General features: G+C 71.2%; 23 protein-coding genes, 1 tRNA gene and 1 pseudogene. 7 read left to right on the forward strand and 18 right to left on the reverse strand.

Annotation, left to right across the window (positions count from 1 at the left end):
- Positions 1-54: 54 nt before the first annotated feature.
- The 7 genes from fxlM to C8K30_RS12385 all read right to left on the reverse strand — a co-directional run bounded on the left by fxlM (position 55) and on the right by C8K30_RS12385 (position 6,502).
- The gene (fxlM, locus tag C8K30_RS12355; RefSeq protein WP_146197455.1) at positions 55-1,302 is read right to left on the reverse strand and encodes a methyltransferase, FxLD system; all 1,248 of its coding nucleotides are present in this window, start codon (positions 1,300-1,302) and stop codon (positions 55-57) included.
- Positions 1,303-1,395: 93 nt separating this feature from the next.
- The gene (locus C8K30_RS12360; RefSeq protein ID WP_108493213.1) at positions 1,396-2,070 is read right to left on the reverse strand and encodes a 2'-5' RNA ligase family protein; all 675 of its coding nucleotides are present in this window, start codon (positions 2,068-2,070) and stop codon (positions 1,396-1,398) included.
- A complete protein-coding gene (locus tag C8K30_RS12365; RefSeq protein WP_158280997.1) occupies positions 2,057-3,325 on the reverse strand; it encodes a helix-turn-helix transcriptional regulator in 1,269 nt (422 codons plus the stop codon). Before C8K30_RS12365 ends, C8K30_RS12360 begins: the two co-directional genes overlap by 14 nt.
- A 186-nt stretch (positions 3,326-3,511) precedes the next feature.
- Positions 3,512-4,633, reverse strand: coding sequence for an HAD family hydrolase (locus C8K30_RS12370; protein ID WP_108493215.1), 1,122 nt, complete (start codon positions 4,631-4,633; stop codon positions 3,512-3,514).
- Positions 4,630-4,929, reverse strand: coding sequence for a hypothetical protein (locus C8K30_RS12375; RefSeq protein WP_146197456.1), 300 nt, complete (start codon positions 4,927-4,929; stop codon positions 4,630-4,632). Before C8K30_RS12375 ends, C8K30_RS12370 begins: the two co-directional genes overlap by 4 nt.
- Positions 4,930-4,973: 44 nt before the next feature.
- A complete protein-coding gene (locus C8K30_RS12380) occupies positions 4,974-5,264 on the reverse strand; it encodes a hypothetical protein (protein ID WP_108493217.1) in 291 nt (96 codons plus the stop codon).
- A gap of 188 nt (positions 5,265-5,452) precedes the next feature.
- The gene (locus C8K30_RS12385) at positions 5,453-6,502 is read right to left on the reverse strand and encodes a helix-turn-helix domain-containing protein (protein ID WP_108493218.1); all 1,050 of its coding nucleotides are present in this window, start codon (positions 6,500-6,502) and stop codon (positions 5,453-5,455) included.
- A gap of 134 nt (positions 6,503-6,636) precedes the next feature.
- Here C8K30_RS12385 and C8K30_RS12390 point away from each other — a divergent pair, with 134 nt between their 5' ends.
- Together C8K30_RS12390 and C8K30_RS12395 are read left to right on the forward strand one after the other, a co-directional pair.
- The gene (locus C8K30_RS12390; RefSeq protein ID WP_146197457.1) at positions 6,637-7,611 is read left to right on the forward strand and encodes a hypothetical protein; all 975 of its coding nucleotides are present in this window, start codon (positions 6,637-6,639) and stop codon (positions 7,609-7,611) included.
- Positions 7,601-8,743 (forward strand): ParB N-terminal domain-containing protein, encoded by a 1,143-nt coding sequence (locus C8K30_RS12395; protein ID WP_158280999.1) that lies wholly within the window; start codon positions 7,601-7,603, stop codon positions 8,741-8,743. Before C8K30_RS12390 ends, C8K30_RS12395 begins: the two co-directional genes overlap by 11 nt.
- A 25-nt stretch (positions 8,744-8,768) precedes the next feature.
- Here C8K30_RS12395 and xerC read toward each other — a convergent pair whose 3' ends face one another.
- The 5 genes from xerC to C8K30_RS12420 form a co-directional block, all read right to left on the reverse strand.
- Positions 8,769-10,052 carry a tyrosine recombinase XerC gene (gene xerC, locus C8K30_RS12400; protein ID WP_158281000.1) on the reverse strand — a complete coding sequence of 428 codons (1,284 nt, stop codon included), beginning with the start codon at positions 10,050-10,052 and terminating at the stop codon, positions 8,769-8,771.
- Between the two features lie 72 nt (positions 10,053-10,124).
- Positions 10,125-10,400, reverse strand: coding sequence for a helix-turn-helix domain-containing protein (locus C8K30_RS12405; protein ID WP_158281001.1), 276 nt, complete (start codon positions 10,398-10,400; stop codon positions 10,125-10,127).
- 200 nt (positions 10,401-10,600) lie between these two features.
- Positions 10,601-10,673, reverse strand: a tRNA-Ala gene (locus C8K30_RS12410).
- A gap of 102 nt (positions 10,674-10,775) precedes the next feature.
- Positions 10,776-11,903 carry a hypothetical protein gene (locus C8K30_RS12415; RefSeq protein WP_108493223.1) on the reverse strand — a complete coding sequence of 376 codons (1,128 nt, stop codon included), beginning with the start codon at positions 11,901-11,903 and terminating at the stop codon, positions 10,776-10,778.
- A 60-nt stretch (positions 11,904-11,963) separates the two neighbouring features.
- Positions 11,964-12,575: a GNAT family N-acetyltransferase gene (locus tag C8K30_RS12420; RefSeq protein WP_369939884.1), complete on the reverse strand. Its 612-nt coding sequence runs from the start codon at positions 12,573-12,575 to the stop codon at positions 11,964-11,966.
- A gap of 227 nt (positions 12,576-12,802) precedes the next feature.
- Between C8K30_RS12420 and C8K30_RS12425 the strand changes: the two genes are divergently transcribed.
- Positions 12,803-13,447, forward strand: coding sequence for a 5-formyltetrahydrofolate cyclo-ligase (locus C8K30_RS12425; protein ID WP_233257153.1), 645 nt, complete (start codon positions 12,803-12,805; stop codon positions 13,445-13,447).
- Between the two features lie 60 nt (positions 13,448-13,507).
- Here C8K30_RS12425 and C8K30_RS12430 read toward each other — a convergent pair whose 3' ends face one another.
- On the reverse strand, positions 13,508-16,186 hold the full coding sequence (locus C8K30_RS12430; RefSeq protein ID WP_369939886.1) for a penicillin acylase family protein: 2,679 nt from the start codon (positions 16,184-16,186) through the stop codon (positions 13,508-13,510).
- 185 nt (positions 16,187-16,371) lie between these two features.
- Here C8K30_RS12430 and C8K30_RS31815 point away from each other — a divergent pair.
- Positions 16,372-16,512 (forward strand): annotated as a pseudogene (locus tag C8K30_RS31815) (FmdB family zinc ribbon protein); the annotation flags it as partial.
- Positions 16,513-16,526: 14 nt separating this feature from the next.
- On the opposite strand, the gene C8K30_RS31820 reads toward C8K30_RS31815, so the two are convergent.
- Positions 16,527-16,802 carry a hypothetical protein gene (locus C8K30_RS31820; protein WP_369940040.1) on the reverse strand — a complete coding sequence of 92 codons (276 nt, stop codon included), beginning with the start codon at positions 16,800-16,802 and terminating at the stop codon, positions 16,527-16,529.
- 122 nt (positions 16,803-16,924) lie between these two features.
- Between C8K30_RS31820 and C8K30_RS12440 the strand changes: the two genes are divergently transcribed.
- The gene (locus C8K30_RS12440) at positions 16,925-17,737 is read left to right on the forward strand and encodes an RcpC/CpaB family pilus assembly protein (RefSeq protein WP_108493226.1); all 813 of its coding nucleotides are present in this window, start codon (positions 16,925-16,927) and stop codon (positions 17,735-17,737) included.
- A 175-nt stretch (positions 17,738-17,912) separates the two neighbouring features.
- Entirely contained in the window at positions 17,913-18,350 is a 438-nt protein-coding gene (mscL, locus tag C8K30_RS12445; RefSeq protein WP_108493227.1) for a large conductance mechanosensitive channel protein MscL, read from the forward strand.
- Positions 18,351-18,419: 69 nt separating this feature from the next.
- On the opposite strand, the gene C8K30_RS12450 is transcribed toward mscL, so the two are convergent.
- Genes C8K30_RS12450 through C8K30_RS12465 form a run of 4 tightly spaced genes read right to left on the reverse strand, consistent with a single transcriptional unit; the run spans position 18,420 to position 23,661 of the window.
- Positions 18,420-18,656 (reverse strand): hypothetical protein, encoded by a 237-nt coding sequence (locus C8K30_RS12450; protein ID WP_108493228.1) that lies wholly within the window; start codon positions 18,654-18,656, stop codon positions 18,420-18,422.
- Positions 18,657-18,690: 34 nt separating this feature from the next.
- Positions 18,691-19,170 (reverse strand): SRPBCC family protein, encoded by a 480-nt coding sequence (locus C8K30_RS12455; protein ID WP_108493229.1) that lies wholly within the window; start codon positions 19,168-19,170, stop codon positions 18,691-18,693.
- Entirely contained in the window at positions 19,167-19,589 is a 423-nt protein-coding gene (locus C8K30_RS12460; protein WP_233257154.1) for a helix-turn-helix transcriptional regulator, read from the reverse strand. Before C8K30_RS12460 ends, C8K30_RS12455 begins: the two co-directional genes overlap by 4 nt.
- Before the next feature lie 40 nt (positions 19,590-19,629).
- Entirely contained in the window at positions 19,630-23,661 is a 4,032-nt protein-coding gene (locus C8K30_RS12465) for a hypothetical protein (protein ID WP_108493231.1), read from the reverse strand.
- Positions 23,662-24,232: 571 nt separating this feature from the next.
- Here C8K30_RS12465 and C8K30_RS12470 point away from each other — a divergent pair.
- Positions 24,233-25,474, forward strand: coding sequence for an MFS transporter (locus tag C8K30_RS12470; RefSeq protein ID WP_108493232.1), 1,242 nt, complete (start codon positions 24,233-24,235; stop codon positions 25,472-25,474).
- The last annotated feature ends 7 nt before the right edge of the window (positions 25,475-25,481 follow it).

Raw genomic sequence — 25,481 nt, forward strand, 5'->3', positions numbered from 1 at the left:
AAGGCCCTGACACCCTTGTCAGGGCCTTCTCCACATCGTGCCTTCCGCGGCGTGCTACGCCTCGACAGACGTCGCTGCCCCGACCGCCGTCACGACGAACACGTGGTCCACCTTGTTAACGACCAACAGGGCGCCGTCCTCGCCATGCAGCGGCACCGAGGCGGGCGAGCGTGCCTCGATCGTCACCTCGACCCCGTCCGCCGTCTGCTCCTGCCACGCCCGGGCTCGGTCGGCGAGCCGCCGCGCCAGGTCGGCCCCGTCGGGGCCGAACCCGCACGCACCGACCTGCAGCATCGGCATCTCATCGGTGCCGCCTGTCTGCCGCGCGACCATGTACGCCAACGACCCGCCCGAGTAGACGCCCCACGCGCCCCACGGGTCCTTCGCGCGGGGAATCCGTCCCGCCGCCACGGCCTCCGCGTTGACGAACACCCGGCAGAAACCGGGCAGCGTCGCGAGCCAGAAGTCCTGCTCCGGCGTCCACGCCCACGGCGCGACGACATCGGTCCACTCCAGCGTCGGCTCGCTGTCCAGTGCTTCCAGAAGCGCGCGGTCTATCGGCTGTGCGTCGTCGATCCGCAGCGTCAGGTCCGGCCCCGTACCGAGCGGGACATTCTTCTCCGGCATCGCGCGGATGCCCTTCATCGGAATGAAGCCGTCCTCGACAACCGACACGCTCCGCAGCCCCGTCCCGCTGCGCTCGAACGCGACCACCCGGGTCAGGCCGCGCAGACGCAGTGGCAGCACCACGCGGCCATCAGGAGCGAGCTGCTCGACCCATGCGGGCGCCACGTCCCACGCCCCGGCTGTCACCAGGATCCGGTCGAACGGACCATCCTCGGCGGCGCCGAGGGTGCCGTCACCGGTCACGACCCGCACTCGGTCCGCGCCATGAGCCGTTAGGTGAGTCCGTGCCGCCTCGGCAACCTCGGGGTCGTACTCGATCGTGGTGACCGAGCCCGACGGTCCGACCAGATGAGCCAGGAGCGCGGCGTTGTACCCGGTCCCCGCACCGACTTCCAACACCCGCTGCCCCGGTCGGACCTGTGCCTGCTCCAGCATTCCCGCGACCGTGCCCGGCGCTGACGCCGAGCTGGTCGGCACGCCCTGCTCGTCCCAGTGGGTCACCACCGCACCCAGCCCGTACGCCTCCTCGATCGGCGCCTCCGGCACGAACACGTGCCGCGGCACCACGGTCATCGCATCGGCCACGTCCTCAGCCAGCGGGCGGCCCCGCATCGCGGCCAGACGGTCCAGCATCCCGGACCGTAACGTCACCTCGTCCTCGCGTGTCTCATCCACGCGTCGAGGTTATGGCCCAGAGCGATGCGCGTCTTGGCTTCGGAGCCACGGGCGCGCAGGTGCTACGAAGATGCGACAACCGACGCGAGTAGATCAGCCACGTCCCAGTGGGACGTCCGCGACGACGTCCCACTCGTACATCTGGTTGTCGCGGTTGAGGCGGATGAGCTGGGCGGCGGTGATCGGGATGGTCACCGGCTCGATGTCGCGCAACGGAGCGACACGTTCCCGGATCGGGCCGGCAGGGACGTCAGCGTTGCTGTACGCGATAGAGACATGCGGGTGGAACTCGGGGCTCTCGGGCGCTTCGTCCCAGACATCCGCGATGGCTTCGCGAATGCCGTCCCGGACGGCGGCCACGGCTGTCCAGGGGCGCACGAGCAGGCCGGTCGCTTCGTCGTCGGCCTCGACCGGTCCAAGCGTCAGGTCGACGGCGGGGACAGTGGCCAGGTGCTTGGTCGCAGCACGCGCAATGGCATCCACATCGTCGTCAGAGACCTCGTCGGTGAAGCCGAGCCCCTGCATCGTCAGGTGCAGCCACCTTTGCGGGATGAGATCGAGCCCTTCAACACCGGTGAGCCCATCGTGGAGACGTCCGACGAGGTCGTGCAGCGGTGCCACCGCGGCGTCGTCGAACGTGAGGTGCCAAGTGTAGAACGAGCGGCCGAGGGACCAGCCAGGACGCCACCACCAGTGGTTGACCAGCCGTTCCAGTCGGCCGAACTCCTCCCAGCGAGCAGTGAAGCTGTCCAGCTCAGGTGTCGGCATGCACGCCCTCCTCAGTGGTATGTCCGGACACGAGTTCTCGGACATCGCGGATCGCGGGCAGAGCCTCCCACGACGCCGCGGCATCGACGAACTCCGCCACGCGCTGCCGCACCGGGAACGACGCAGCTCCACCGATCCGGTACGCATCGGCGACCAGGCTCGCGGCCCGTTCGACATCACCGCTCGCCGGGTCCAGCAATGCCGTGGCAACATCGATTCGTGTCATGGCCTGCGGCCCGGTGAAGCCTTCGGCGTCGAACGTGTCCAGGGCCAGGTTCGCGTACTGCTCCACGCGTGCGGTGTCCCCAACGGCGAGGTAGGCGGTGGCGGCGTTGCCCGCGGCGCGAGGCTCGCAGTAGACGGTCGTCGTCAGGCTCGCAGTAAGGGCCGTCTCCGGATCGGGATGTTCGGTGCGGACGGTCCAGGCGTGCCCGACCGCATGATCAACACCGGCTCGGTCACCCATCCGGGCCAGTGCCCGAGCGCGGCCGTTAACAGACAAGCGAACCGCGTGCGGTCCTCGGGGAGAACGGGCGAGGCCGTCGTTGGCCAGGGCGAGTGCATCGGGGTAGCGGCCCGCGTAGTACTCGACGAGGCTCTGCGCGGCACGCGCCCAGGCCATGAGGTCCGGGTCTCCCGTGGTCTCAGCGAGGTCGAAGGCCTCGGCCGCGTGCGCGCGGGCCGAGGGAAGGCGTCCCATGTCGAGACTGAGTGCAGCCTGCGCGCCTGATAGATGGGCCGCGACCGCGAACAGGCGCATCGCAGTGTCCGGGCGCTGCGGAGCCTCCAGCAACGGATGGAGATGGGATCGCAGGCCACGTGCTTTGGCATGGAGGTCGGCCGGCGGGACGCGTTCGTCCTGGTCGATGATCCACTCGACAGCGGGAGCCAGGTAGTCGATCTTTGCTGCGCTCACGTCCAGCGAGGCCAACCAGGACCTCCGCTCGGCGACGTCGAGCAGCTCACCGTCATCGAGCGGATACGGAGGATACGCCGGAGCCATGTCAGGCGCGGGCACGCGGCTCGGGATGACATCCCTCCCGACGGCCGAGGGCGTCAGGAGCGCGGCAAGATCTTCGAGAGTCAACGAGAGCACGTTGGCGAGCGCGGGCCGCACCCAGGCGAGAGGTTCGACGTCGCCCGCCTCCCAGCGCGTAACCGTCGTACGCGCGACGCCGAGGCGCTCGGCGAGCGCTTCCTGGCTCAGGCCCTGCAGTCGGCGGCGCTCGGCCAGCCCGGTCCGTGGAGTGCGCACGCGGTTCCCCTCCCGATCGTGCGGCCTGGTGACCTGGGCCATGATCGTACCGGGGCTGGCGCTTATCTCGGGAGAGGCGCCCCGCACACGGCGCTGACCGGGACCGTCAGGGGAACGGTCCCGGCCAGCGGTTCCCGCCCGGCGTTGGGCGGGCTCACGTCCGGATCGGGGCATCCGGACGTGAGTTCATCGCTGCCAGATCGGCAGCTCGTAGACGGTCGTGCCGTCGTCGGGCTTGGTCTTGGTCCATCGAGCACGGAGGCCCAGGTCCGTGGTCGGGTACCCGAGCCCGGCCTGATCGGCGGCGTCGGTGATGGTTAGCATCGTGCCGCCGTCAGCGGCAGGAATCGGGGCGTGGCGCACCCAGGCTCGCGCGACGGCGGATTGGATCTCGGCTCCGGCGAGGTCAGCCCCGGACCGGTGCCAAACGCGCAGTTTGGCCACGCCCGGTGCCGAGTCGACAGCGACCGCTAGCTGGGCGGCCAGGTCGGGCAGGGGCGTCGTGTCGATGGCTGGGAGCAGCGAGTCGAGTGCCGTCGCCGCACCGTGCTCGTCGATGGTGCCGGTGACCTCGTCGGCAGCGGCACGCACCGTCGACGGTCCGTGACCCATGCTGATCCCACGCCCCGCCCAAACGAGGGCGTCGAGGTCGTTCTCAGAATCGCCGACAGCAACTGTCGCCTCCGGCGGAATGCCAAGCCTCTCCCGTAGGGCTTCAAGAGCACTCGCCTTCGTGACTTCCGGCCCGGTCACGTCCAGCCACGACTCCCCTGCCGGAGTCACTGTCACCCCGGTTTCTCGCAGCGCCTCCAGGTGCCGTCGCAGTCCTGGCGCGGCCAACGCCACGCGTGTTGCAGGGCTGGAGCACAGGTCCGCGACTGATGCGGTCTTCTGTTCACCGTTGACTTGCGTCGGCTCGAACAGCGTGTTTACCCGCCAGCCCCAACCCGGTTCCTCGACCGCGACCAGCGTCGCAGGCTCCAGTTCCAGGACGCGGCGGATCACCGTGGTCGCGTCGAACAGCTCGCTGCGCGCGAACCGATACCCGCCCGGTGCGCTCGTGTCCAGTCGGATCGTCAGGCCTCCGTTCGAGCACACCACGTGCCCGTCGGTCAGACCGAGGCGCTCGATCACCGGCAGCGCTCCGGCCAGCGACCGCCCTGTCGCGAGCACGATCTGGTGTCCCGCCGCGCGTACCAGCCCGATCGAGCGATCCACAGGGGTAGCGATGGTGCCATCGGACGCCATGATGGTCCCGTCGATGTCCAGCGCGACGAGCAGCCGGGCGTGGCTGCCAACGGCGATCACGACCGGCTCCCGAGGCTGACCAGGACATGTCCGTGGTGGGTCGCCGGGTGCGGATCGCCCAGCAGGATGCAGCGCATGCCGTGCTGCTCCAGTTCATAGGCCAGTCGGGTGTACGCCTCGGCAAGTCTCGCTTCTGCCGGGACCACGACGACGTTCGCACCATGGCTGCGGGCGGTTTCTGTGACCTGGCTGATCGTGAGCCCGTCACGCGTGTCGTTGAGGACATCCGCGAGCGCAAGGCCCTCTGATTCCGCGTAGGAGGCGACTTCGTTGCGCTGCCGGTCAATCTCGCTCAACGTCCGCGCGGCGACGTATCCCACCGCGACCGGTCGCGGCCCAGTCATCGGGCGGTCCCTGCCAGTGTGCGGACGTGGCACTCCAGCCCCGCAACAGTCCCGGACCAGTCGGCGACGGCGGGGGTCGCCAGCCGCTGAACGACGCCTTCGGTCAGTCCAAGTTCGCGGGCGATGACCTCGCCGTCGGACAGCCGAGTCGGCTCGATCCGTACCGAGCCGCGAAGGATCGTCAGACCGGCGACGCGCTCCTCGCCGAGCGCCTCCAGGATCTCGATGAGGGCGACGAACATGCCGTGCAACGACTCGCCGGCTGGGGGTCTGGTCTGGGCCTGCATGGTTCACGCTCCGGGTCCGGGGCGAGCCCACTGGAACGCGGGCTCTCGTACCTTTCCCATCGAACCCGAAACACCAACTCATCTGTAGCGCACGAGGGACGCGGTGGCGTCGCACCCTTGTCGCACCGGCATGCGCCGCGCAGCTGTGTACGGCGTTTGGACCCTTTTGAGCCGGGGAGGCGATGCGACTACAACCCAGGTGCTTCGATACCTCCGCCACTGCGCCGACGAGGCGGGCCTTCTGGGGCGGGCCAGGGCTCGGCCTTCCGTGGCTTGGGCTTCGTTCGCCGTGGCGGATCCTCCGGCGCGGTCTCGAACGCGGTGGCTGGCCGAGTGAGGTCGGGTGGGGTCCAGCGGTCTTCGGGGTCGTCCTGGAGGTAGAAGGGTATGGCTCCGGGTTCGGAGGCGCCGATGGTCAGGACTCCGTGCACGTAGGGCCGTTCGTACGGGTCCTGGATGTACCCAGCCGGGGGCGTGGCCGCTACGTGCTCGGCGATCTCGCGTTCCTCGTCGCTGACCGCGGGCCGGGTGTCACCGACCCTGGCAGCGAGGTGTTCGTAGGTGGCGATGGTGTCGAGGGCCCAGCGTGCGAGGTCGTAGACCTCCATCCGCAGCACCCTCATGAACTCGGTGGGTGCGGGGGCGCCGGCGGTCTGTGCGCGCGCTTCTAGCGTGCCGGCTGCCTCTTCTTCGATGAGCATCGCAAGGAGTTGACCGCGAGCTTCGAACCTGCCATAGGCGGTGATGGCCGCCAGGCGAGCTTCGAGGACGCGCCCGTATCCGCCGGTGAACCACGCGACTGCGCTCGGAGTGCGTTGAGTGCGGCCGGGCAGGACCTGCGTGCTGGTGTTCCTCAGCACGCCGCGTCGGACCACGCCGACAGGTGTGGGTGTGGCGGTCGGGACTGTGCTGACCTCCAGCGGGTACAGGATCTCTACGGGTGAGACCCCGAGCGCGGCAGCGAGCACGGTGACGTCTTGCAGGTAGATCTTCTCCCGCGGCCGGGTCTCCAGGTTCGCGATGCTGGCCCGCGCCATCGGGTAACCGAGCGCGGCGGTCCGGTCGGCGACCTGCTGCGTGGTCAACCCGGCGGCCCGGCGCGCGGAGCGCAGCCGCTCGCCAATGCCTGCGGTCCAGGAGCTCGACCACACCTGACCATCTCGCTCCGCCTGAGCGTCGCTGGGCTGGTCAGACCCGGCGCCTGGGTCGCGGCGATAAGGCTCAACGGGATATCCCATGCGATCAGGCTATCCCTAGAGTGCACGATGACAACACCCAGGCTCTAGTGTGCAGGTATTGCACATCCATCGGGCTCGGCCTACTCTGATGCACATGCCGGGTGCGCGGTGCGTGCCCCGGCGGAGGACTGATGATGAGCGATCAGAGCACGGGCGCAGTCCGGACGGCAGGGCCGGACCACCACCCCGACCAGCAGCCCGCCGAGACACTCCCGCGCCCCGACGGCATTGCCGCGCTTCCGTCCGTCGGCCAGAGCTCCCCGGGCAGCCGCAACGCCTCGCCAGCGTTCGCCACCCCGGAAGGGCTCCGCATCCTGCTCGACCGTCTAGCCAGTGATGAGGCGTGGGCGACCATGCCGGAGGCCACGGAGCTGCTGGCGTACTGCGCTGACCGGTACCGCCATCTAGCGCGCAAGCTCCATCTCGCCGAGCACGATGCGGCTGTCGCCGCGTTCGAAGCGCTCCGCAGCCCTGCCGTGCGGCGCGCACGGAACCCGTGGGCAGTAGTCACCACGGCGGTGGCCCGTACTCTCCGCGCCGAGGCCCGTGCCGATCAGCTGCTGTGCTCCCGGGACCGGGCACGTCGCCTGATGGCCCGCACCGACCTGGTCCCTGCCTGGCGCATTGGCGACCCGTCCGCCCCGACCGCCACTCCGAACGGCGAAGGAGCACCATGGCTCGAACATGCCCTGGCCACCGCCCACGCGGGCGACCCGGCAGCCGACGATCTCGACCCGACCACGGCCGTCGTCGTCGCCCGGGTGCAGACCGCGACCCGGACGACGATCACGGTCCTGGTCGCGGTCGGGTGGCCCGACGACGTGGCCCGGCACGGACTGGAACACATCACCACAACCCTGACCGCAGCAGGCGGTCTGCCCGCCGCATGCGAACGGCTGCGCAAGGACCGCCAACCGGCCGCCGTGCTGGACATCGACCAGCCGGCCTGGACCCGCCTCGTCTCGGCAGTCCTGGGCACCCCGGCCCGCAACGGGGTGCTGCACCGCCTCCTGGCCGGCGACACCGCACGCCTGGTGATCGAGCAAGACGCGCACGACCTGACCCCGCCCCACTACCTCGATGCTCGGGAGGCCGGACATGCCGCATGACGACACTGACGGACTGCGGCTGGACCGCGCCGTCGACTCCATCACCGTCGGGTACCGGCACCGACGCGACCTCGGAGACCTCCAAGCCCTGTGTGACTCGATCCGTAGGGTCGGGCTGCTGGGCCCTCTCACGGTCACGCCGGACGGTCTGCTGTTGTGCGGGTGGCGACGCCTGGAAGCCGTCAAGCTGCTCGGCTGGAAGACCGTGCCGGTGTTCGTGCGCCGCGTCACGTCCGGGCTGCGCGACCTAATCGCGGAACACGACGAGAACACCATCCGCGAGCCCCTGCCGCTGGAGACCGCCGAGGAGCTGTACCGCGAGTACAAGAGTGCCGAGACCGAACAAGCCGCCGTCCGGCAGCACGCCACCCGCTTCCAGGCGACCAAGAACGCGAGCAACGCGGGCTGGAAGGACGGCAACACGACCGGCAGCGACGTGAAGGGTGGGGGCAAAGGGGACGACAACGGTCCCGCCGAATCGGCGGCACCGCAGCAGGAGGAGTCTGTTCCGGGCCGGCACGGTGACGCGCGTGCCAAGGCCGCCCAGATGGTCACCGGCACGAAGTCCTACACCCGTCTCGAGCACACCGGACGGATCAAGGACACCCGCGACGACCCCACCATGCCCGAGCGCATTCGCGCCATGGCCCAGACCGCCTGGCACGACATCACGACCAACGGAGCTTCTCCCGAGAAGGAGTGGAAGCAGATCCGCGCGGCGATCACCGAACACCACGCCACCGACGACCAGCCACAAACGGGCGAAGGCCAGGTCGATCCGGCCGACCTGGCCACCGTCGCGCAGGCCGCGCTTGCCCGGCCACGTACACCGCGCCCCAGAACGCCCACGTCCAATGCTGATATCCAGCCAACAACGCCCAGGACGGCACGGCCGCTCGCTGAGGTGGTCGCTGACCTCGACGAGTGGATCGATCACGCCGACGTCGATGCTCTCGCCGCAAGAGCGAACAGCGTCGACATCGCGCGCCTGCATCGCACGACAGAACGCCTGGACCACCTGTGCACCGGCATCCACGCCGCCCGCCACAAGCGCCACCCCGCGCTCCGGCGCCAGAAGCCGGCCGGAGCGCAGGGTCACGCCGTCAACGAAGAACAACCTCCGCTCTGGTAACCGAACCCGGATTCCCCGCGGTCGCCTACCAGCCAGTACCTGAGTCCTCTCCAGCCACTAGTCTCACGCCGACCGGTGCATCCTCTGGCGCTTTCCGTGTCTCCTGCTCACGCCGTTCGAGCTCGCGCCGCCAGGCCTCGTCGCCGATCTCCACCATGGCCTGCAGCACCGCCGACGTGTCGGGCGCCAGGCGGAGCTGCTCGATGTAGTGACGGGCCGTGATCCCGGTGTCGATCTTGTGCCCGAGCAGGGCGGCAGCATCGGCCGGCTTCATCTTCCGCGCGACCTCCGTCGCGACCGTGGACCGCAGCTTGTGCGGATGCACCAGCCCGGTCATCTCCGCCTTCTCCAGCGCCGCTCGCAGGCTGCGCCGCATGTTGTGCGTGGTCTGCGGACGATCCACGTTCCGCCCGTCCTTGAACATCCGCGACGGAAACACCGGCGTGTCCACCCGTGTACCAGCCGGGCGGACCGACTCCAGCGCCGCCACGGTGAACGGCGGAATGATGATGGTGCGCCCACCGGCGTCGGTCTTCGGCTGCTCCTGCCGAACGGTCCCCTGGCCCTTGATGTCCACGAGCGTGGCCTCGACCCGGACAGTGGGCAACCCATCACTGGTCAGGTTCACCTCGCCCCACCGCAACGCCATCACCTCCCCGATCCGCAGCCCGGTCCCGAGCATCACGTCCACTGCGGTTGGCAGGTGCCCGGTCGGCTTCGGCCCAGGCAACCCGCCACGCTGCTTCTCCCAGGCGCGCACCGCCCACCGCAGCTGGCCCACGGTCATCACAGTCAGCGCCACCGGCCGAGGCGTCTTCGGCTTGGGCGTCTTGGCCTTGCGCACCGGGTTGTCCCGCAGCGCGTCGTGGACCACGGCGCGGTCGAGGACGTCCGCGAACCGGCCGTGTGCCTGGATCGCGGTCGCCACCATGTCGTGCCCGCCCGCATTGCCGCGGCGGATGATGCCGTCGACCCAAGTCTGGACAATTGCAGGTGTCAGCTGGTTGAGCCGGTAGTGCCCCAGGAACGGGTTCACGTGGTTGCCCAGCAGCCGCTCGTACTCGTCCACCGTCTGCGGTCGCACCGGCGGGTCCGGCCACTTAGAGCGCTCCCGCAACTCGTCGATCCACTGCCTGCACGCCAGACCGACCTTGCTGTTCGGTGACAACGCCGCCGAGCCGCGCGCCGCACCGATCCGCTCAGTGACCGCCTTCTGAAGCTTGGACAGCGCCGCGCCCTCGTTCTTCCCGATCCGTGTCACCTGCACAACGGAGTTGTCCAACAGGCACAAACGGGCGCGCGCCCGCACCTGCCCGTCCGGCGTCGGCGCGAACGAGAACTTGCCGTGCTCGCCGGGCTTGAGGTTCTCTCTGGGCATCGGTCACCACCCCGTCCCGTGCTGAGCATCCCCACGCCTGCGGGAAGCGGAACGGCCGCGGATCTCGTGCGCTTCGATCCAGGCGCGCACGTCGGCTTCCTCGAACAGCACGTGCCGCCCGATCTTGTAGGCCCGAGGACCGGTCCCGTTCTTGCGCCACGACCGCACCGTCTCCGGCGAGGCGTGCAGCTTCTCGCACAGTTCCTCGACCGTCCACATCGGGGTCCGGTCCAGGCGTCCGTCGTACTCGTCGGGGCTCCCGGGGCGGTTCTCGTTCATTCCCCATATGAGTGAACGAGGCACCAGTCCTATCGGGCCACGGCGGTCCCTCGCGGTCGTCCCCGGTGGGTCAAAGCGAGGCAGAAACCGAGGCAGCATGCGTCTCATCAGTCAGCACCGTTCTTTCCGGTCAGTGCCTTCCCGCATGAAGAAAGGCCGCTGACCTGGGCTAACGCCCTGTCAACGGCCTTTCCAATCGGTGGAGCTAGGGGGATTCGAACCCCCGACCTTCTCATTGCGAACGAGACGCGCTACCAACTGCGCCATAGCCCCTCGGACTGCAGAAGACTAGCACTTCACCGCCGGGGCTCCGCAACTTGATCCGGTGTCGCGCGGGTCACTGACACCTGACCCGCGCGACCCCGACCAGCACACTCACCCCGCCGCCCGGCGTCGCGCCAGGATCTCCTCGAGCGGCGTCGCCAGCGTCTCGGACTTCATGCGCGGCGGCTCGCCACGCAGCAGCTCGTCCTCGGCGACCGCGTCAGCCGCGGCCGACGCCGAGGCAGCCGCGGCCCCAACCGACGCCGACGCAGACCCCCCAGCGTCCCCCGAGGTGACCTGACGGTCCGAGGCACCCCGAGACGCCGTCGGCCCCTTGGCGGGCGACGGCGCAGCCGGGAGCGCTATCGGCTGCCGCTGCGGTGCCGCGGGCTTGGTCACGTAGGTCGGCAGCGGAACCGGGACCGGGTCCCAGGCGCTCCCGCCCAGCGGCTCGTCCGCCTTCGCGGCCTCGCCGTCCGGCCGCGCGTCGGCCTCGACCTCGACCTCGACCGGGACCTCGACGACCTTGGGCTTCGCCGGGCCGTCGAGGATCTCGTCGAGCACGTTCTTGCCGCCGACCCGCGGGATCGCCTGCGTCTGCGTGTCCGAGCCGCGTGTCGCCAGGCCGACGACCTGCGCACGGTTGCGCGGCGCGTACGGGCCACCGTTCGCGAGCACGCGCTCCTGCGTGGCGCGCTGTCGCGCCGCGCGTACGGTCGCCTGCCAACGAGCGTCCGCTCGCCGCGCGGCACGGGCCGCACGGCGGCCCAGGAACAGCACGAACAACAGCATGGCCGACGGCGCGACGGCGACTCCCCAGTGCAGCCGGTCGAAGCCGACGAACGCCCAGGCGGCGACGCTGCACAGCAGCAGGAACACCGACACGATGAACCGGCGGCGCGCACGGGCAGCCCGTCGCGCACGCCGCTCGACCCGGCGGATCCGCTCCGCCGTCAGCGGGCGGCCGCGGACCATGATCTGGAGCGGGTGTCCCTGCTTCGGGGTCGGGTGGGCGACGCGCGGCACGCCCTGGCCGGTACCCCGCCGGTTGCCGTCGTTGACCATCGCCCCTCCCTTCCTACCCGAGCCGCTCATCGCGACGATGCGCAGCCCTCCCGAAAACCGGTCCGTCACCCGTGCGTCGGCGAGCTCTGCCCGACGACGCACCAGGCTTGGCATCCAGTAGCCCAGCCACAGGACGAACAGCGCTACGGCTGTGAGCCCCGCGGTCGATTCCACAACACGACGTTAGGCGAGCAATGCCACGGCCTGCCGCACCGCGCGCGGCGTGTCCCGCCGTCACGGAGCGTCCCGCAGGCGCTGCCAGCGCGCCAGCAGCCCCTCGGGGACCTCCTCGCGGGTGACGGCGAAGGTGCGGTGGTCGCGCCACTGGCCCTGGATGTGCAGGAACCGCTCGCGCACGCCCTCGTCCCGCAGCCCGAGCTTCTCCACGACCCGCAGGCTCGGCTTGTTCTCGGGGCGGATGTTGATCTCGATGCGGTGCAGCCCCAGGAAGAAGGCGTAGTCCACGGCCATCGCGACGCCCGTCGGGATCACCCCCCGCCCGGCCACGCTCTCGCTCACCCAGTACCCGATGCTCGCGGAGCACATCGATCCCCAGGTGATGGACGCGACCGTCAGCTGTCCCACGAGGGCACCGTCGAGCTCCACGCCGAACGGGAGCGACGTCCCGGCGCGGGCCTGCGCGGAGAGGGAACGCACGTACTCGCCGAACGTCGAGGCGATGTAGCGGTTCGCACCGGGCGACGTCGCCTCCCAGCGCTCGAGCCACGCTGCGTTCTCGGCCCGCAGGCGGGCCCAGTCAGTTGCGTCCCGACGCCGGAGCGGGCGCAGCACGACTGCCCCGGCCGACGTGTCCTCGCGCAACGTCACCGGCCATGGCTTGGCCACCGTCCACCCCTTAACAAACTTTCCCGTGGTGCCTTCCGGCACGTCCGACTTACTCGACGGCATCATCGTTCGCCCCTTGCCACGTCCTATGACGAATCTCGGCGTTGGAGAGGGTCTACCACGCTCGGTGGTCTCAGACCCGTCGAGCAGCCGCTCGGTCATGTTCTCGCCTTCTTCGTGCGCTGTTCGTAACAATCTTGTCTCGGAGTCTTGGCACAATAGCGGTCATGAGCGGCATCTCTGTCCCGACGCCACAGCCTTACCCCGTCCATCCCGGGATGGAGACAGGTGACGCCAAGGAGGAGCTCCGCCGCGCCATCCGCGCACAACGCGGCCTGCGGTCCGCCCGGCTGAGGACCCAGGCCGCCCAGTCGCTCGCCGACATCATCGAGTCGATTCCCGAGGTTCGCGACGCCGGGTGCGTCGCCGCGTACGCGGCGCGCAGCGCAGAGCCCGGCATGCTGCCGCTCCTGGACCGCCTCGCGAGCCGCGGTGTCCGTGCGCTGCTCCCCGTGCTGGGCGCCGGCCTCGCCCGGGACTGGGCGGACTACACCGGACCGGACGACCTCCTGGAGCGCGCGCCCGGCCGGCCGCCCGAACCCGGCGGCCCCACCCTGGGCACGGATGCGATCAAGCTGGCCGACGTCGTCCTCGCGCCCGCCCTCGCCGTCGACACCCGCGGTGTGCGGCTCGGGCAGGGCGGAGGCTGGTACGACCGTGCGCTCACCCACCTGCGCCCCGGCGCGAAGGTGGTCGCCGTGGTCTTCCCGGAAGAGGTGTACGACGCCGCGGACCACCCCCTGCCACGCGAGGAGCACGACATCCTGGTGCACGCCGTGGCGACCACCGCCGACTGGCGCTGGCTGGGCTAGCAGACCCCGCTGGTCGAGACCGGTCTCGACCAGCCCGACCAGCGGCGGCCTACGTCACGGTCACGGGGTGAGGATCAGCTCGTCCTCCTGCGCGCCGTCGACCGCCTCGGTGCTGAACGGCCACGGGAACGTCTCCCCCTTCACCCACGCGTCGAGCTGGTCGTCGTAGTGCTCGGAGGCCGGGTGTGCGGACGCGCCGGTCACGACTACCCAGGTGGAGGCGTCGAGGTCGGCGAGGTCGACGACCATGCGCATGGACGGGCCGCCCGTCACGTCGAAGCTGCCGCTGGCCGCGTCCCATGCGGTGGCGTTCACGATCGAGGGGCCGCCCCCGACCTTGACCGGCGCCGGGTTCATGTACGCGGCGATCGGGGCCGGGATGCCGTCCCCGCCGAGCACCAGGTGCTTCAGCTTGAGCTGGTGCAGCGTGCCCCACTCCCAGTCGCTGGTGTCCTTGCCGAGCTCGACCGTGAGGTCCTGGCGGGCGCTGACCAGCGCCTCGGTGAGCACCTGGTCGCGGCTCTCCACGACGGCCACCGTCGACTTGTCGTCCCAGAAGGCATCGTTCGGGTTGTCGAGCATGCCCTGGATCACGGCGAGCCAGCGGCTGCCGCCGTCGGGCCACATCGACTGCGGTAGCTCGTCGTTGAAGGTGGTCTCCAGGAGGTTGCGCCACACCGCGGCGAAGTAGGCAGCAGCGGCGGAGTCCGAGTCCATGGAGTAGTCGTCCCAGTCGGCCAGGAGGGCCTGGCCGTCCGAGTCGTAGCCGGCGTCGAGGTCCACGGCGAGCAGCACGGGCACCAGCGTCTCGGCGAAGACGCTCCACTCGTCCATCTGGATGTCCGACATATCGGCGGCCGTGAGCTTGCGTCCCTCGGCGATCCGATCGCTGAGCAGGGTACGGATGCGTTCCGACCGGTACCCGTAGTCCCAGTCGCGGCTGAGGAACGGCCCGGAGCCGCCCGGCAGCACCGCCTGGTTCGCCGCGACGATGAAGCCTTCCTTGGGGTCCACGACGCCCGGCATCTGCGCCGGGTCCACGTAGCCGGTCCAGTCGTAGCGGGCGTCCCAGCCGGGGCGCGGCCAGGTGCCGTCGGACTCCACCGCACCGGGGACGCTGGCCCGCACCGGGATCTTGCCCGGCGCCTGGTAGCCGATGTGCCCGTCCGTCGTGGCGAACACGATGTTCTGCGCCGGGACCTCGAACTTCGCTGCCGCCGCCTTCATGTCCGCGGGCGTCTTCGCGCGGTTCATCGCGAACACGGCGTCGGCGGTGTGGCCGGGCTGGAGCGCCGTCCACTGCAGGGAGATCTCGTACTGGCCGAGCTCCGTGCCGGTCTCGGTGGGCGAGTTGCGCACGGCGTCCATCTCGCCCTCGTCCATGACGGACGAGATGATCGGGCCGTGCACGGTCCGCCGGACCTCCAGGTCGACCGGGCTGCCGCCGTCGACCCGGATCACCTCGGTCTCCTTCTCCATCGGGACCCACTCGTCCGCACCGCGGAGGTAGGTGTCGTTACGGACCCGCTCGATGAAGAAGTCGGTGACGTCGGCGCCCATGTTGGTCATGCCCCAGGCGATGTCCGCGTTGTGCCCGATGATCACGCCGGGGAAGCCGGAGAAGGAGAACCCGGACACGTCGAAGGGGCACTCCGGTCCCACTTCGTTGCAGTGCAGGCCCACCTGCGTCCAGATACCGGGGGCGGCGAGCGCGAGGTGCGGGTCGTTGGCCAGCAGCGGCTTGCCGGACTCCGTGTACTGGCCCGACACCGCCCAGGAGTTCGAGCCCGTGCTCTCACCGCGCGCTATCTGCACGGGCACGGCGTCGAGCGCCCGCTGCGCCGAGTCGAGGGCCTTGGCCAGGTCCGGGCTCTCGTACATGTCCCCGGTGCCCGACGCCGTCTGGGTCGCCTGGGTCTGCTGCGTCGCCGCCGGGACGCCCGCCTCCGCGGGGTCGAGGACCGTCGCGTTGCCCGTGTTCGAGTACGCCGGGAACAGCTCGGCGACGCGCGACGCGTCGCCGAGGGTGCTGTAGGCCAGGCCGCGGTCGAGCTCCTCGTTGTAGTTGTTGCGCAGGTCCCAGGCCATGGCCTTGAGCCAGGCGAGCGAGTCGATCGGGTCCCACTTCTCCGGCTCGTTCACCTCGACGCTGACGTCGAGCACCGTGTACTCCACGGCCGTCTCGGCCGGGCTGCGGTCCGCGAGGTAGGCGTTCACGCCGTCCGCGTAGGCCTGCAGGTACTGCCGGGTCTCGTCGTCGAGGATGTTGAACTCCTCCTCCGCGACGTGCCGCCAGCCGAACGTGCGGGTGACCATGTCGGCCTGGATCGCGTCGGGGTTGTTGCCCACGAGCTCGGCCAGGCGGCCCGCGGTCACGTGCCGGCGGTAGTCCATCTCGAAGAAGCGGTCCTGCGCGTGCACGTAGCCCTGCGCGCGGAACAGGTCCTCGGCCGAGTCGGCGTAGATCTGCGGCACGCCCTGGGCGTCGCGGCTCACGCGCACGTCCGAGCTGAGTCCCTCGACCTGCACCTCCCCGGAGTACTCCGGGAGCGGACGGCGGCCGGTGAACCAGCCGAAGGTCGTCACGGCGACCAGCGCCAGTACCACGACGACGGCCGTGCCGACCAGGAACTGGCGGACACGGGAGGTACGAGTCCGACGGGGCTTGGCGGGCCGCGCACCGTCGGGGGAGGCTGTTTCGGCGGGCTCTATGGGCTCGGCGGAAGTCGTCGCGGACACGCAGTGGAGACTACCGCCCGCCCCTGGACTTGAGTGACCGCGCTTGGGTGAACACACTCGGGAGATCCTGGGACTATCCCCCGCCGCCCGACCGTTACTATTGGCACTCGGAAACCCCGAGTGCCAGGCCAGGTCCCGGTGAGCGCTCGACGCCCCGGCCGGCCTGACGTCCAAGAGGAGTGCACGTGCCCACCTACGCGTACCGGTGTGCCGACTGCGGCCACGCGTTCGACATCCACCAGGAGTTCAGCGACTCGTCGCTGACCGTCTGCCCCGAGTGCCAGGGCCGGCTGCGAAAGGTGTTCAGCTCCGTGGGCGTCACCTTCAAGGGCTCCGGCTTCTACCGCACCGACTCGCGGAGCACGTCGACGAGCAGCACGGTGAAGCCCGGCAAGTCGGAGTCCTCGTCGGACTCGTCTTCCTCCTCGGGGTCTTCGGGCTCGTCGGGGGGCTCGTCCTCGGACGGCTCCGGCTCGTCCTCGTCTTCCTCGAGCTCCTCGGGTTCGTCGAGCTCCTCAAGCTCGTCGTCGAGCGGTTCGAACGCTTCGAAGGCCGCCTCGGCCTGACCTTCGCTCGCGCAGACGCCACTGATCCGGAACCTCTTCGCCGGGCACACAGACCCGCTCGACGAGCTTCCAAGGGTCCGAGCGCGACAACAGGCGGCGTTTTCCCGCCGTCGTGCACAGGTTGCCCGATGGCGGCCGCGCGGCCCTGCCTGCGCTGCATAGCGTCGTCGGCATGGGACTTCTCGACACGATCGCAGAGCCGGCAGCACGTCATAGTTCGCCACCCGGCTCCGGCTTGCGCACGCCATGGAGCCGGACCACCGAGTCCGCGCCGGACCGCAGGCCGCACACCCGCCTGGCCGCGTTCCTGCCCCGCCCGGGTCGGCCTCGTTCGGCGGCACTCCGCCGCACGCGACGGATCCTGTGGCGCTGGCGCTTCGCCCTCGCGGCCGTGATGTTCGGCCTCGCCACCGCCCAGACGGTGCACCTCCTGCGCCCACCACCGCCCCCGACCGTCGACGTCGCCGTCACGGCCCGCGCCGTCGCGGCAGGCACCGAGCTCACCCGGGACGACGTGGTGGTGCGCGCGATCGCCGCCGACCTCGCCCCGCCCGGCGCGCTGCACACGGTTCGCGACCTGCTGGGCCGCGCGGCCGTCGTCGGGCTCCCGGCGGGGGCGCCGCTCCACGCCACCCTCGTCTCCGACGACGGCGTCTCCGCCGCCGCCCCGCGCGGCACCGTGGTGGTCCCGGTCCGCCTGTCCGACGACGCGATTGCCGCCCTCCTGCGCCCCGGCGACCGGGTGGACCTGCTGGCCGGGACGACGTCGGGCAGCGAGCCGGCCGCGGAGCCCCAGTACCTCGCCCGGAGCGCGCTCGTGCTGCCCGTCCCGGCCGAACGCGAGGCTGAGGGAGCGGGCGGGCTGCTCGCTCCGGCGTCGGACGGCGACCGGCCCGTCACGCTCGTCGCGGTGAGCCCAGATGATGCCCCGGAGCTGTCGGCGGTCTCCGGCTGGGGATCGGTGACGGCGGTGCTGGTGCCGTAGAACCACCGCGCAGCAAAGCTCGGGAACACCGGGTGAACAGCTTTAGCCAATTCGGCCGAATGTCCTGTTCGACGTGCGCTGAACCGGATTTTCCACCACAATCCCCTTCGAGGTCCTGGCCGACGCCGACCCACACCAACGTCACAGAGATCCAGAAAGAGATCCAGGGGGATCCATGCGCGACCAGCTCAACGGCTTCAAGGAATTCATCACGCGCGGCAACGTGCTCGACCTCGCTGTCGCTGTTGTCATCGGCGCTGCTTTCTCGGGCGTCATCAGCGGCCTCGTCGACGGCTTCATCATGCCGCTCATCGGGTGGCTCGTCGGTGCGCCGGACTTCACCGCCATCTCGTTCAACGTCCCGAACTGGCGTGGCGAGTACACCGTGTTCCCGATCGGCCTCTTCATCCAGGGCCTCATCATGTTCGTGCTGATCGCGTCGGCGATCTACTTCTTCGTGATCCTCCCGATCAAGAAGCTCGCCGAACTGCGCAAGCCCGCGGAGGAGCCCACCGTCGAGGAATCGCTCGCCGAGGACGTCGCGCTGCTCACCGAGATCCGCGACATTCTCCGCGCCCAGGCCGGTCAGCAGTCGGGCTCGCACCCCAGCTGAACCCCACCGCCGCGCCCGCACCCGATCTCCAAGGCTCGAACAGCGGGCGCGGCTGGATCGGCGGACGCGTCAGCCCCAGTGCGGCGGGACGTCTCGGCGCAGCTGCTCATCGTTGGAGCCGTGACCGGCGTCGGTCGCGGCTCCGCCGTCGGACCCCTCGCCCCAGCCGGCCGGGCGCTCGTCGGCGCTCACGCCCAGCACGGCCTCACGCTCGGTCCCCCGGCGCACGGCGCGCCGGGGACCCCGCCGTCGCGGGGCGGCGTCACTCTGTGCCGGGTCGGCCGGCGCGTTCACGGGCTCGCTCACCCGACCATTGTCGCCCCGACCGGCGCGCGTTCGGTCAGGCCGTGGCGAACGCCACCAGCGCGTCCAGGTACGCCGGCCATCCGGTCGCGGAGCCGACGCTGCGGTGGATCGAGCCGCCGCCCTCGCCGTGCGCCTCGAACCCGGTGTGCACCAGGCGCAGCACGGTCTGGTCGGGTCCGACCTCGGTGAACGTCACCTCGATGCGGCTCGCCCGCTCTCCGTCCGGGTCGAACCGCCAGTCGCCGTCCAGCATCCATGCGAGCACGAGCCGGCCGGGGGCGCCCCATTCGAGCACCCGGCCCCAGTCGCACTCGGTGCCGTCGGGCTGCCGCTCGTACCAGCGGCCGCCCGCGGTCGGCTCGAACACGATCGCCGCGGGCCGCTCGTCCCCGAGCCAGTGCCGTTCGGCGACCCACGCCGCCTGTTCCACGGTGAAGAGCTCGAACGCCCGCGCCAGTCCGGCGGGCACGGTCACCTCCGCCACGACGGGCGTGTACGACTGGGTCTCGCTCATGATCGGTCCCTCTCGGGTTCTTCGCCGCGCCCCGCCTGACGGGCCGGGGCAGCGCTCCGCCGTCGGACGGCGTCCTCGCCGACGTACTCGGCGAAAGCGGCCAGCTGGTTGCTCCAGAAACGGTCGAGGTAGGCCCGCACGTCGGCGGGCCCGCTCGGATCGAGGCCGTAGAGCCGCCGCGTGCCCTCCGCGTGATCGCGGACGAGACCGGCCTCCTTCAGCACCTTGAGGTGCTGCGACACGGCGGGCCGGCTGATCGGCAGCCGCTCCGCGAGCTCCCCCACGGACACCGCGCCGCCGGCCAGCAGGGCCACGATGTCCCGGCGCCGGGCGTCGCCCAGCGCGTCGAGCTGCTGCTCGCCGCGGCCGGCACCCCGCTCCGAGCTGGCGGCACCGGTCGCCATTCGGTAAGTTCCCACGAACGGTAAGTTACAACTAACCGTCGATCCCCGCAACCGCTCAGTCGTCCAGCACCTGCGGCACGATCAGCTCCGCCGCCGGCGCCACTCCCCCGGCAAGCCCGACCCGGGCGTCCCGCACGGAAAGCACCACGCGCCGCACGCGCTCGGCCTCCGCGTCCGGGTCCAGGAACGCGGCCGCGGACCACACCTGCGCCACGACCCAGCCGAGCCGTTCGAGCCGCTCGGCGAGCTGCCGGTCGCGCACCCGGATGGAGGGCTCGGCCACGTAGGCGGCGTCGTCGGTCAGGACCGCAACCAGGAGCTCGCCCGGCAGGTCGGGATGCCCCACCGCGAGCGGGATCCGGTCGCCGCCGGGGAGCCCGTAGTCGGTCTCGACCACGAGACCCGAGCGCCAAAGCCGCTCCCCCAGGTCCACGACCAGGCGGTCGACCGACCGCGCCACGTCGACGCCGTTGCCGATCTCCACCTGGTCCGCGAGGCCCGAGCGTTCCTCGGCGAAGGCCAGCACCCGCGCCAGCATCTGGGGCCCGGGCCCGCGCAGCCGTTCAGGGTCGAGGTCGGCGGCCGGGAAGCACGACACCACGTGCAGCCGCTTGCGTGCCGCCCCCAGCGAGCCGAGCAGCATGGCGTCGCCGCCGCCGTCGCCGAGCACGCCGAACCGGTGCAGCACGCGGCCGTGCGGCGTCCGCCCGAACCCGAGGGTCAGGACTATCGTGTCGCGCGCCAGGCCGGCAACACCCGTGACGTCGGCGACCACTACCGGTTCGGGCCGCGACCCCGCGAAGAACGGCGCCAGCGCCGGGTTGCCCCGCACCTCGGCGAGCAGCCGCTCGCGGATGCGGTCGGCGTGCGCGGCGGTGACGGTGACGATGCCGAAGGTCTCCTCGGGCCGGGTCATCGCGTGCTCGATGGCGAGGTCGACCACCCGCTCGACCTCGGCGGTCGTCGACTCGACGGTGCCGGACACGGGGTCGGGCATGCCCGACCCGTCCACGAGCGAGAAGTGCACCAGCGCCTCGGTGCGCGGCACGGGAGCTGGCCGCATGATCCCGTCGTAGCCGTGCTCCGCCAGCAGGCCCGTCAGCCGCGGGTCCCGCCGCGCGGGCTCCGGCTGCAGCGTCACGCGCGGCAGCAGCCGCGCCAGGTCCCGCACGGCGGTGCCCGACGCCGACCGCGGGTCACCGACGACGACGATCTGCCGGCCGCGCGCCAGCGCGGGAACCACCACCTCGACCGGCACGTGCTGCACCGCGTCGAGGATCACCAGGTCGGCGCTGCGTTCCGCCGGCAGCAGGTGCGGCACCATCGTCGGCGTCGACACCCAGGTGGGCCGCAGGCGCCGCACTGTCGAGCCGTGCTCGGACACGAGATCCCGCATCGAGGCCAGGCCGCCGTCGACCAGCTTCGCGTAGAGCGCCTCGGCATCCTCCCGCTCGTCGCGCATCGCCGCGCCGAGGTGCGCACGCACCGCCGCCCGTACGGGCGCGGACAGCGAGTCGACGTGCCGGCGGTCGAGCTCGCGGAACCGCCCGGCGAGGGCGTCGAGCCCGGCGCCGTCCTGGCCGGCGAGGTCGGGCTCGGTGGCCAGGACCTGCTCGAAGACCGACGACCACCACGACAGCTCCAGCTCCGGCCCCACGAGGTCGGCCTCCACGCGGCGCTCACCGAGGTCGTCGACCAGCTCGGAGAGCCCGGCCTTGCGCAGGCGCCGCAGCACGGCGGTCCGCTCGGGCAGCGGGGCCAGGGCCTCCTGCGTCTCGGAGAGGGACGCGAGGCGCTGGACCAGGGCGAACAGGTCGAGGTCGAGCAGCTCGCCGCCCGCCTGGGAGGAGCGCAGCACGGGTTCGAGCGCCTCGAGGTCGATGCGCACCGCCTCGTAGGTCTCCTCGACGCCCGCCAGGCCCTCGGGGAGCGTGGGCCAGCCGCCGCGCGGGCACTGCGCCTGCCAGACCTCACGCTGCCGCTGCACCTCGACGAGGGCCGCGTGCATGTCCGCCACGCGGACGCCCGGCCGCACCATCTCGCGGGCGCGCCGCTTCAGCCGACGCCGCGTCACCCAGCCCATCTCGACGCCCTGCTGGGCCCGCGTCCGCCGCGTCGCCGTGGCCTGCACCATGTCGGCGGCCGTGCGCTCGAAGACCATCGGCTGGAACACGTCGAGGGTGCCCCGCATGCCGCCGAGCATCGCCAGCTGCTCGCCCCACTGCCGCGCCGTCGACGCCGGGACCAGGCCGGTCACCCGCGAGACGTACTCGATCTGTTTGCGCAGCTCCGGCAGCGTCTGCTCGCCCAGGCGGGTGATGCGGGCGAGGGCGGACCGGGCGTCGTCGTCGGTCAGGATGTGCGCGCCGAACCACGGGCTCGACGACGACCTCAGCGTGAACGCCCCGAGCTCGGCGGCCCGCTCGAGGTCGGCGGCGAGCTCGGCGCGGCGCTCCGTGCCCAGCGCGAGCACCGAGTCCTCCTCGAGCCGCACACGCGTGGCCGGGGCCGGCCGCTCGGACGTGAGCCGCGCCAGCGCCTGCAGGGCGTCGTACGCGGAGACCCGCCAGGGCTCGCGCACCCGGTGCAGGGCCTCGATGTAGCCCGCGAGCTGCGCCCGCGACCCGATCAGGGCGTCCCGGACGCGCGCGACCTCGTCTGCGTCGATGCGCTCCTGCGCGGGCGCCATCGCCTCCAGGAGGCGGCGCGACGTCGAGGTGCGCCAGGTCGGTACCGGCGCGATGTCGAGCAGCAGCCCGTCCAGGCCGAGCGTCGCCAGGCGCGCAGCCAGCGCGTCCGCGGCCCGGCGGTGCCCCGGCACGTACAGCACGGACCGGCCGCTCGCGTTCGCCTCGGCGACGACGGCGGACAGCGTGCCCGCGACGTCGGACCCCACGGGCGCGTCCACGAACAGGTGACTGCCCGTCGCGAGGGCGTCCACGACGTGCCGCTGGTGCGGGTCCAGGTCGCCGACGCCGCGCTCGTGCGCCGGAGCCGCGTCGCCCACGCGGCGCTCGGGAAGCTCCAGCTTGCCCAGCTGCGTCACCGACCCGTCCACGCCGGCGAGCGCCGCGACGACCTCGTGCTCCCCCAGGGCGGGGCCGAGCTCGTCCAGGTCGTCGACCAGTACCTGCCCGGGGTGCACGAACGTGCCCACCAGCACGCGCCGGTCCAGCTCGAACTCGCCCAGCACCGCCGACCCGAGGCTGGCGATCCGGTTCAGCACATCCGTCGGGTTGAAGCCCGCGAGCGTGAAGGTCGCCTTGGCCAGCGCTGCCGGGTCGACCAGGGCGCCGTGGGCGCGCAGGGTGCGCGCCACCACGGGGTTGATCTCGGCGGTGGGATCGAGCGTGATGTCGTAGTCGCCCTCGCCGTCGCTGCGCGGCGTGAGCATGACGGGCCGCAGCAGGACGGGCGCGCGCACCACGCGCGGCTCCTGGTCCTCCTCGTCCGACGCCGGTACCGCGCGGCCCGAGGGCATGGCCAGCGTCACGATGGGCACGGAGCCGGTGAGCGCCGGGGCGTCCGCGGGGCTGTCGGCGGAGTCCCCGCCGTGCTCCGACGGCGAGACGACGCTCGCCGGGCCGAGCACCCGGGTGATGGCCTCCATGTCGTTCGAGTCACCGCCGGTGGCGGGCCGCTCGGTCCAGGTCGCGACGCCGATCGCGAGATAGGTGGGCGACACCCCGTAACGCTGCGCGTGCTCGGCGGAGCGCGCGGCGACCGCCCGGGCCCGACGGCGGGCGGTCGGCAGCGCGCCTGCCTCGCGCACGAGGTTGGACAGGCGGGTCGGACGGCCGGCGAAGAGCTGGGCGACGCCCGACGGGTGGGCCGCCGACAGGTCGATGACTGCCTCGCCGAGCAGCCCGACGTCGGCAAGGGAGGAGCCCCCGGCGAGGCGGACCAGCCCGGCGCGCCAGCGCGCGACCGACTCGGTCATGGGGTCCCCTGCGGCCCCCGGAGCCTCCTCCGCTGCCAGCTCGGTGGCTTGGTCCACGGTCTCGTCCTTCAGCGCGGCCGAGAGCTCCTCGGACAGGTCGGCCGAGATCTCGGGGGCGGCTGCGGTCTGGCGGCGTGCAGCGTTCACCCCAGCACGCTAACCGCGCGGCGTCCGCAAGAGCCGGACGCCACGCCGCGCGACACGCCGGAGCGCCAGAACCCCCGGCGTGTCAGACCTGCACCACCCGGGTGACCCGTGGGTCCGCCCGTGCGGCGGGTACAGACCGGTGCATGCAAAAGCCCCTCCGGCAGGGGGTCCGAAGGGGCTCAGCAGACGGGCCGAAGCCCGACAGGAATGACGGTGCGCACCGCGCAGGGGGCGGGCGATGCGCACCGTCTTGTGAGAGTCTGCACCTGTTCCCGGCGGACGTCAACACCGAGTCGGACGATCGTCCAGGTTGCAAGACGTGCGTCAAAAAAACGTTGTCGAAGGGCAAGTTTCACCCTGCCGATCACCCTCTCAACCGCGACATCTCGCCAATCTGGCGCAGGGCGCATCGATTCCCCTCGAGCACCGCCCCGACACCTTCGTCGCGGCACCGAGCCCGCGTCCGTCGGCGGCGAAATCACCCTCCCGGAGCGTCCGACCGCCGGCTCCCGGGGTGCCCACCGGCCGGTGACAAAAAAGCCTGGACGGCCCCACCTAGACTCGAACGCTTGTGAGCGCACTCGTCGAGGCTGTTTTCCCCCGCCGGCTCGGCCGGTCCTTCCGCTGGCTCGTCTCCGCGTCCTGGACCAGCAACATCGGCGACGGCATCGCGCTCGCCGCCGGCCCCCTGCTCGTCGCGTCGCAGACCGAGAGCGCCTTCCTCGTCGCGCTCGCCGCAATGCTCCAGCGGCTGCCGTGGCTCCTGTTCGGCCTCTGGGCCGGCGCGCTGGCCGACCGTCTGGACCGTCGCCTCGTCGTCATCGTCGCCAACACGATCCGGGCCCTGGTCATCACCGTCCTGTGCGTCTTCATCGCGACCGGGACCGTGAACATCGGCATGGTGCTCGCCGCGATGTTCCTCTACGGCATCGCCGAGGTCTTCGCCGACACCACCCAGCAGACCCTCCTGCCGACGCTCGTCGCACCCGCCGACCTGGGCGCGGGCAACCAGCGCATGCAGGCCGGGTTCCTCACCGCGAACCAGCTGGTGGGCCCGCCGCTCGGCGCCTTCCTGTTCGCCGCGGGAATGGTCTGGCCGTTCGCGACGCAGGTGGTTTGCGTGGCGCTGGCGGTCCTGCTGGTCTCCCGCATCACGGCCCCGCCCGGGGCGTCGTTCACCACCGTGCGCGACGCCGAGAGCCACGTCCGCAAGGACATCGCCGAGGGCCTGCGCTGGGTGTGGCACCACCCGCCCGTGCGGACCCTGAGCATCGTCATCCTCGTGTTCAACATCACCTGGGCCGCCCCGTGGGGCGTGCTGGTGAAGTACTCGCTCGACCACCTGCACATGAGCGAGGTCGGCTACGGCCTGCTCACGACGGCGAGCGCGGTGGGCGGCGTCATCGGCATGTTCTCGTACGGCTGGCTGGAGCGGCACGTGAACCTGGCGACGCTCATGCGCGTCTGCCTGACGCTGGAGGTGCTCACGCACGGGGCGCTCGCGCTGACCACCACGGGCTGGGTGGCGATCGTCATCATGTTCGAGTTCGGCGTCTACGCGTTCGTCTGGGGCACGCTGTCCACCACGGTCCGGCAGCGTGCGGTGCCCAAGGAGTTCCAGGGCCGCGTGGCGTCGATCAACATGATCTGCGTGTTCGGCGGCCTCGTCGTCGGGCAGGGGATCGGCGGCCTCATCGCGGAGCACTGGGGCCTCGTGGCCCCGTGGTGGTTCGCCTGCGCGGGCGCCGGCATCACCCTCCTGCTCGTGTGGAAGTCCCTGGGAAACATCGCCCACATGGGGCAGCCGAAGTAGAACCGGG

The organism is Promicromonospora sp. AC04 (assembly GCF_003058225.1).
Classification (GTDB): Bacteria; Actinomycetota; Actinomycetes; order Actinomycetales; family Cellulomonadaceae; genus Promicromonospora.

Bases quoted from the DNA above. Each gene is read 5' to 3' on its own strand.
- C8K30_RS12360 (WP_108493213.1), bottom strand. From the start codon at position 2,070: ATGCCGACACCTGAGCTGGACAGCTTCACTGCTCGCTGGGAGGAGTTC.
- C8K30_RS12380 (WP_108493217.1), bottom strand. From the start codon at position 5,264: ATGCAGGCCCAGACCAGACCCCCAGCCGGCGAGTCGTTGCACGGCATG.
- C8K30_RS12385 (WP_108493218.1), bottom strand. From the start codon at position 6,502: ATGGGATATCCCGTTGAGCCTTATCGCCGCGACCCAGGCGCCGGGTCT.
- C8K30_RS12390 (WP_146197457.1), top strand. From the start codon at position 6,637: ATGAGCGATCAGAGCACGGGCGCAGTCCGGACGGCAGGGCCGGACCAC.
- C8K30_RS12395 (WP_158280999.1), top strand. From the start codon at position 7,601: ATGCCGCATGACGACACTGACGGACTGCGGCTGGACCGCGCCGTCGAC.
- C8K30_RS12405 (WP_158281001.1), bottom strand. From the start codon at position 10,400: ATGAACGAGAACCGCCCCGGGAGCCCCGACGAGTACGACGGACGCCTG.
- C8K30_RS12425 (WP_233257153.1), top strand. From the start codon at position 12,803: ATGAGCGGCATCTCTGTCCCGACGCCACAGCCTTACCCCGTCCATCCC.
- C8K30_RS12440 (WP_108493226.1), top strand. From the start codon at position 16,925: ATGGGACTTCTCGACACGATCGCAGAGCCGGCAGCACGTCATAGTTCG.
- mscL (WP_108493227.1), top strand. From the start codon at position 17,913: ATGCGCGACCAGCTCAACGGCTTCAAGGAATTCATCACGCGCGGCAAC.
- C8K30_RS12455 (WP_108493229.1), bottom strand. From the start codon at position 19,170: ATGAGCGAGACCCAGTCGTACACGCCCGTCGTGGCGGAGGTGACCGTG.